The following is a 5,812-nucleotide window of genomic DNA, read 5'->3' on the forward strand; positions in this document are numbered from 1 at the left end:
GGATGTCGTCGAGCAGGTGGTTACGATTGTCGCTCCACATCGTCATCTGCCGCTGCGCATGGTGCAGCGAATGCAGGCGCCACCACCATTCAATCTGGTGCTGGCCGCGATGCGTCCAGTACGCCACAAAGTCAAACACCACCAGGTAAATCGCGAAACTGACAAGGGCGTTGTCCGTCACGCCCGGCCACAACTGGTCTAAATGGAAAGTGCCGTAGCCGGCCGTGCGCAGCGCACCAAAAGCCTCGTCAAACCATGGGTCCAGCGTGAAAAAGAGCGCGATACGAAAAAGGCCCAGCCGGTGGATCAGGGTGTAGAGCACATCGGTGCGTATGGTGGCGCGGTCCAGCACGGGCTCAACCGGCCGCCAGCGCTGCAGCGGGCCGATGATTGCCAGCAGGATCAGCACCTGGATCACGCCCACCATGAACCAGGCCGTTGCGTCGTAGCCGTCTTCCAGCAGGTTGCCCATGCCCAGCGCAAACATGGCCGGCTGCACGGCGAACTCAAACAGCCATTGCTGCGCCATTGAAAAGAGATCGCTGAACCAGTCCATGCAGCTTATTTTGAAGGCCTGGCAGGCGCCGGGGTGGCCTGTGAAGCAATCCAGTCTTTGTACTGGGGATGTTCAGCCAGGGTTTTGAAGCAAAAGCCCCGTGACTGAAGGCCTGTGATGAGCGGCTCCAGCACGGCAGGCGCCCAGGGATCCTTGCGCGACCAGATGCCCAGGTGGGCCAGCAGGATGTCGCCGGAGCGGATGTCGCGCAGCGCCTTCTTCAGCAGGAAATCGTTGCCAAACCTTTCGCTGGCGAGCTCATCACCCAGGAAACCTGCGGGCGACCAGCCCACGTGCTCAAAGCCGCAGGACTTGGCCGCCGCCAGCAGCGCCGGTGAGGTTTTTCCGCCCGGCGCGCGAAAGAGCGGCAGTGTTTTTTTGCCGGTGATTTCTTCGAGGCGTTTGCTGGACTTGCCGATTTCTTCGCAGTATTGCTTCGCCGTCCAGGTGAAATCCTTGCCGTCCAGCGGCCCCGCGGAAGGCCGCACCTTGAACTGCATCGGCGCACCAGCCGCGCCGGGCACATCGGCCCGCCAGTAAACGTGGTCCCAGGTGTGCGAAGCGAATTCGTGGCCTTCGCCCGCCCGCGCCTTCCACCAGCCCGCCCACTGCGTGCCCAGGCTACCGTCGCCGGTCTGCGTGCGCTCGTTGGCGGCAAAAAAAGTGACCTTGACCTTGTGTTTATTCAGCACGTCAGCCATCAACGGCGCAACAGCCATGTGGCCGGTGTCGAGTGTCAGGTAGACGGGTTTGCAGGGTGCTTCGGCCGGCTGCGGCGCGTTTTGTGCCGGTTTTTGTGCATTGTTTTTGCCTGCAGCCCAAGCAGGATGGGCGCAAGCAGCTATCAAAACAATAGCAGATAGCGACTTCAGCAGGCCAGGCACAGCAGCGCTCAGCGGGGGATTCCCAACCAAGCCGGGGCCGCGGAACCGGCTTTGCCGGGCCGCAGGCGCAGCGGCCCCCCCGGGAGGCAGGAAGCTACACGCAGTGAGCGACCGTGGGGGCCAACTACCGTGGCGCGTGGTCAAGCGTCCAGACACCATGGGGACTCTTTCCAACATTAACCTGCCGCACGATCTTGTGGCTTGCCACGTCGATCACCGTGAGCTTGCGTGCCCAGCGCGATGTGACCAGTATCTGCTTGCCATCACGGCTCACGTCGATACAGTCAGGGCCACCCGGCGCGGGGTAGTTGTCCACCACTTCCAGGGTCTGCAGGTCGATCTTGCTGATGCTGTTGGCCACGCGGTTGCTGACCAGCACATGGCGTTTGTCGCCGAAGGCGCGAAACGCGTGTGCGCCGGCACCCGTCTTGATGATCTTGGTGCGCTGCGGCTGCGCGCCGCTCACGTCATACACCTCGACGGCGTCGCCGCCGGTCAGACCCACCAGCAGGTGTTTGTCGTCAGCGGTACCGTACACGTCGGCCGGGATGGACCCCGTCTTGACGCGCCACTTGACGGTCTGGCTGGGCAGGTCGATGGCGATCAATTCGTCGCTGTCCTGCATGGTTGAATAAACCGTGGTGCTTTTGGTGTCTATCCACAGATGGCTTGGCGTGCGGCCGGTAGCCACGCGCTTGACGAGCGCAATGTCCTTGCCGTCCCATTTGTAGATGTCGATGTGGTTGAGCCGGTTGGCGGCGGTCACAAACCATTTCATGTCGGGCGAAAAGCGCAGCTGGTAGGGGTCGATGATGCCGCGAACCGTGCGCTGCACTTCRGCGGTTTTGGGGTCGATGAAGGTGAGCGAGTCCGACAGTGCGTTGGCAACAATCACCGATTTTTCATCGGGCGTGAGGTACAGGTGATGCGGCTGCTTGCCGGTGGCAATGCGCCTGGTTTCCGTCCAGGTGGCCGGGTTGATCACGCTCACGCTGTCTTCCAGCGAGTTCAGCACAAAAACAGGCGTCGCAATTCCTGAAGGCGCCGCACCCGCAGCTGCCTGGGCAAAAGCGCTGGAACATGCCAAACCGGCAAAAGCAAACAGCCACGTGGCGGCAAAACGGACGAAAACATTCACAAAAACGGTCTTTCTACGTGCAACCGGTTAGTGTACCGGCGCCAGCCATGGCAAATGCCCGAAGGCCGCAAAAGTCCTCTGGAGCCCCATGCTTCAAACGCCCGGTTCGCCCAATCGTTTACATCCTTTACGATGCAACGATGAATTTGATGGAGATCAACGGCATGTGCCTGGAGGTCAGGCGCATCGACGGGCGCGCCAACCTCGCCCCGGTGGTTTTTTTGCATGAAGGCCTGGGCTCGGTCAGCCTCTGGACGCAGCGCGGCCTGGACTGGCCCCAGGCGGTATGCATGGCCACCGGACGGGCGGGTGTGGTGTATTCGCGGCGCGGCTATGGGCAGTCAGAGCCGGTGCCCGATGTGCGCGGCGAGCCGGCGGAACAGAATGGCCGGCGCTCAGGCCGCCTGTTGCCCGACTACATGCACCGCGAGGCCTGGGAGGTGTTGCCCGCGCTGCTGGATACGCTTCGGATTGAAAACCCCGTGTTGCTCGGCCATTCCGACGGCGCCACTATCGCCCTGCTCCATGCCAGCCGGCACCCGGTTGCGGCCTGCATCGCCATGGCGCCGCACGTGATGGTCGAAGACATCGCAGTGCAGGCCATTGCCCAGGCCAAAACTGCATTTGAGTCAGGCGGTTTGCGCGAGCGCCTGGCTCGTTACCACGCTGACGTGGACGCCGCTTTCTGGCAATGGAACGATATCTGGCTGTCGCCGGCCTTTCGCAGCTTTGACATCCGGCCGGATTGCGCGCGCATTGCGGCGCCGCTGCTGCTTATTCAAGGGCTTGAGGATGAGTACGGCACCATGCGGCAGCTGGACGAGATTGCAGTAGCGGCGCCCCATGCCCGGCAATTGAGGCTGGCGGAGTGCGGGCACTCGCCCCAGCGCGACCAGCCTGAGAAAACCGTTGAAGCGATCACTGACTTTCTCAAAAACGCCGATTGAACCGCCCGGCAGCTGCTACGTTTTTCATAGCTGCTTGCGCCCGTCCCTATTGGTCTACCGGCGTATTTCATCTATAAGCAAGACCTGAGCCGTCATTTCGACGCGAAGCAGGTGCGACTCAAGACTCTTTGACTTCGATGTGGTACGTCGCCCAGGGACACCAGGCAAAGCGCGCCGGCAGCGGTTTGGCAGCCATGTCGGGAAAACGGTCCGCGTCATACACAGCCCAAAGTGGTCCCAGCCCGCCCAGCGCCATGGGCTGGCCGTCGAGGTGCGTCGCGACGATGAAACGGTATTTACCGGCCTCAGCGGCGGTGACCTGGGCGGCGTAGCCATCCACGGCGCGCAGGAAAAGCGTTGTCTTGTCGGTCAACTTCACGCCGGCAGCTTTCATGACATCGGCCAGCAAGGGGCCTTTCAAGGTGTGCGGCTTGCTGTCATATTCCAGCGTCGGCTTGATGGTGACGGCCGGCAGCGCGGTGAGTGCGGCGAAGTCAAAGACATGGGCCTTGTCGAACTGGATTTTCTGCTTGCCCATCATCTGGTCGAGGGCCGGATCGAAGGCGCMGCGGTTGCCCGCACCGATCCGTCCGCTGACGGTCAGCAGGATCGGGCCTCGCGCGGCTTTGGGCGCGTGCTGCGCCAGGGCTAGCGATGGCGCGGCCACGGCACCGATTGCAGCGGCATTCAGGAATTGACGGCGTGGATTCATGGTTCCTCCGGGTTGCTTTTTGCGAAGCTGGCAGCGTAACCGCTTGCCGCTGCGTCTGGATCAGGTTTTTTACCGGTTTCAGGGGGTTTTGACCGAAGGCGCTGAAATGCTGGCCATGTCTTGCGGCGTCAGCCAGCGCCATCCGCCCGGTTTCAGGTCAGGCGGCAAATCCRGCGTACCGATACGTGAGCGGTGCAGGCCGCCGACCTCTTCCACACGGTTGCCCACCGCGGCGATCATGCGCTTGACCTGATGGTATTTGCCTTCAGTCAGGGTCAGGCTCAGCTGGTTTTCACCGGTTTTCTCACACGCGGCGGCGCGCACGGGCTTGGGGTCGTCGTCCAGCACCACGCCCGCCAGCAGTTTCTGGATTTGCCTGTCATCGACCGGGTGCTTGGCCCGCACTTCATACACTTTGGGCACATGGTGCTTGGGTGAGCTCATGCGGTGGATGAACTTGCCGTCATCCGACAGCAGCAAGAGGCCCGTCGTGTCCTGGTCCAGCCGCCCCACGGCCTGCACGCCTGCGGCCGCGCCGCCGCCCCGCTGGCGTATGGGCGCCGGCAGCAGCGTGTAAATGCTGGGGTAAGTGCTGGGCTTTTGCGAGCATTCGTAACCGGCGGGCTTGTGCAGCATCAGGTAGGCCTTCTCTTGGTATTCCCAGACCACGCCCTGCACCGTGAAATGCAGCCCCTCTGCTACAAATTCCATAGCTGGTTCCGCACAAGGGACGCCCGCTACAGCCACAAAACCCTGTTGAACCAGCCCCGCGCACACGCGCCGCGTGCCAAAGCCCTGAGAGAAAAGAATATCTTGAAGTTGCATGCTTGCCATGGGCATATTGTCGCCTTTGCGGAGGCGTACCTTGGCTGCAAAACGGGCTGGCGGCCTACTTCCAGCAAGCGCTGCCTTGCGGACAATACGCCATGCATTTACGCGACCGCCCCCTCCTGACCGCCGGCCTGGCTTTCGTTCTCGGCCTGTCCGCCGCCCTCCTCGCCCTGAACTTCACGGCCGGAGAAAAAAAGATCGCAGAGCAGCTGCCCCGCCTCTACGGCAGCGCTGATCCCCAATTCATGCGTGCGATGGGCAGCTTGCTGGGGCCGGGCATCACCGGCGGCAACCAGGTCACGGAACTGCTCAACGGCGACCAGATCTTCCCCTCCATGCTGCAGGCCATCCAGGGCGCGACGCGCAGCATTACTTTCGAGACCTATATTTACTGGTCGGGTGCAATAGGCAAGCAATTTGCAGACGCTCTGTCGGAACGTGCGCGCGCCGGCGTCAAGGTCCTGGTTCTGCTGGACTGGGTGGGTAGCTCGAAAATGGACGAGGCCTTCATGAAAGAAATGGAATCAGCGGGGGTACAAATTCGGAAATTCCACAAGCCGCACTGGTACAACCTTGCGCGCATGAATAACCGGACGCATCGCAAACTCCTGGTGACGGATGGCAAGGTGGGCTTTACCGGCGGCGTGGGCATCGCGCCCAACTGGACCGGGTCCGCGCAGGATCCGGAGCACTGGCGGGACACGCATTTTCGTGTGGAAGGTCCGGTGGTGCCCCAGATCCAGG

General features: G+C 62.0%; 7 protein-coding genes. 2 read left to right on the forward strand and 5 right to left on the reverse strand.

The window, feature by feature from the left end; all coding sequences use genetic code 11:
- The 3 genes from AC1D0Z_RS14870 to AC1D0Z_RS14880 form a co-directional block, all read right to left on the reverse strand.
- Window positions 1-556: sterol desaturase family protein (locus tag AC1D0Z_RS14870; RefSeq protein ID WP_477658997.1), on the reverse strand; the 556-nt coding region annotated here is incomplete at its 3' end.
- 5 nt (window positions 557-561) lie between these two features.
- A complete protein-coding gene (locus tag AC1D0Z_RS14875; protein WP_477658998.1) occupies window positions 562-1,440 on the reverse strand; it encodes a polysaccharide deacetylase family protein in 879 nt (292 codons plus the stop codon).
- A gap of 124 nt (window positions 1,441-1,564) precedes the next feature.
- The gene (locus tag AC1D0Z_RS14880) at window positions 1,565-2,578 is read right to left on the reverse strand and encodes a YVTN family beta-propeller repeat protein (protein WP_477658999.1); all 1,014 of its coding nucleotides are present in this window, start codon (window positions 2,576-2,578) and stop codon (window positions 1,565-1,567) included.
- Between the two features lie 140 nt (window positions 2,579-2,718).
- On the opposite strand from AC1D0Z_RS14880, the gene AC1D0Z_RS14885 reads away from it, so the two are divergent.
- Window positions 2,719-3,525: an alpha/beta fold hydrolase gene (locus AC1D0Z_RS14885; protein ID WP_477659000.1), complete on the forward strand. Its 807-nt coding sequence runs from the start codon at window positions 2,719-2,721 to the stop codon at window positions 3,523-3,525.
- Window positions 3,526-3,643: 118 nt separating this feature from the next.
- On the opposite strand, the gene AC1D0Z_RS14890 is transcribed toward AC1D0Z_RS14885, so the two are convergent.
- Both AC1D0Z_RS14890 and AC1D0Z_RS14895 read right to left on the reverse strand, forming a co-directional pair.
- A complete protein-coding gene (locus tag AC1D0Z_RS14890) occupies window positions 3,644-4,237 on the reverse strand; it encodes a putative pterin-binding protein (protein WP_477659001.1) in 594 nt (197 codons plus the stop codon).
- Window positions 4,238-4,315: 78 nt separating this feature from the next.
- Window positions 4,316-5,062 carry a pseudouridine synthase gene (locus AC1D0Z_RS14895; protein ID WP_477659003.1) on the reverse strand — a complete coding sequence of 249 codons (747 nt, stop codon included), beginning with the start codon at window positions 5,060-5,062 and terminating at the stop codon, window positions 4,316-4,318.
- Between the two features lie 101 nt (window positions 5,063-5,163).
- Between AC1D0Z_RS14895 and AC1D0Z_RS14900 the strand changes: the two genes are divergently transcribed.
- A partial coding sequence (locus AC1D0Z_RS14900) for a phospholipase D-like domain-containing protein (RefSeq protein WP_477659002.1) occupies window positions 5,164-5,812 on the forward strand: 649 nt, incomplete at its 3' end.

It is taken from the genome of Polaromonas sp. P1_E3 (genome assembly GCF_056405935.1).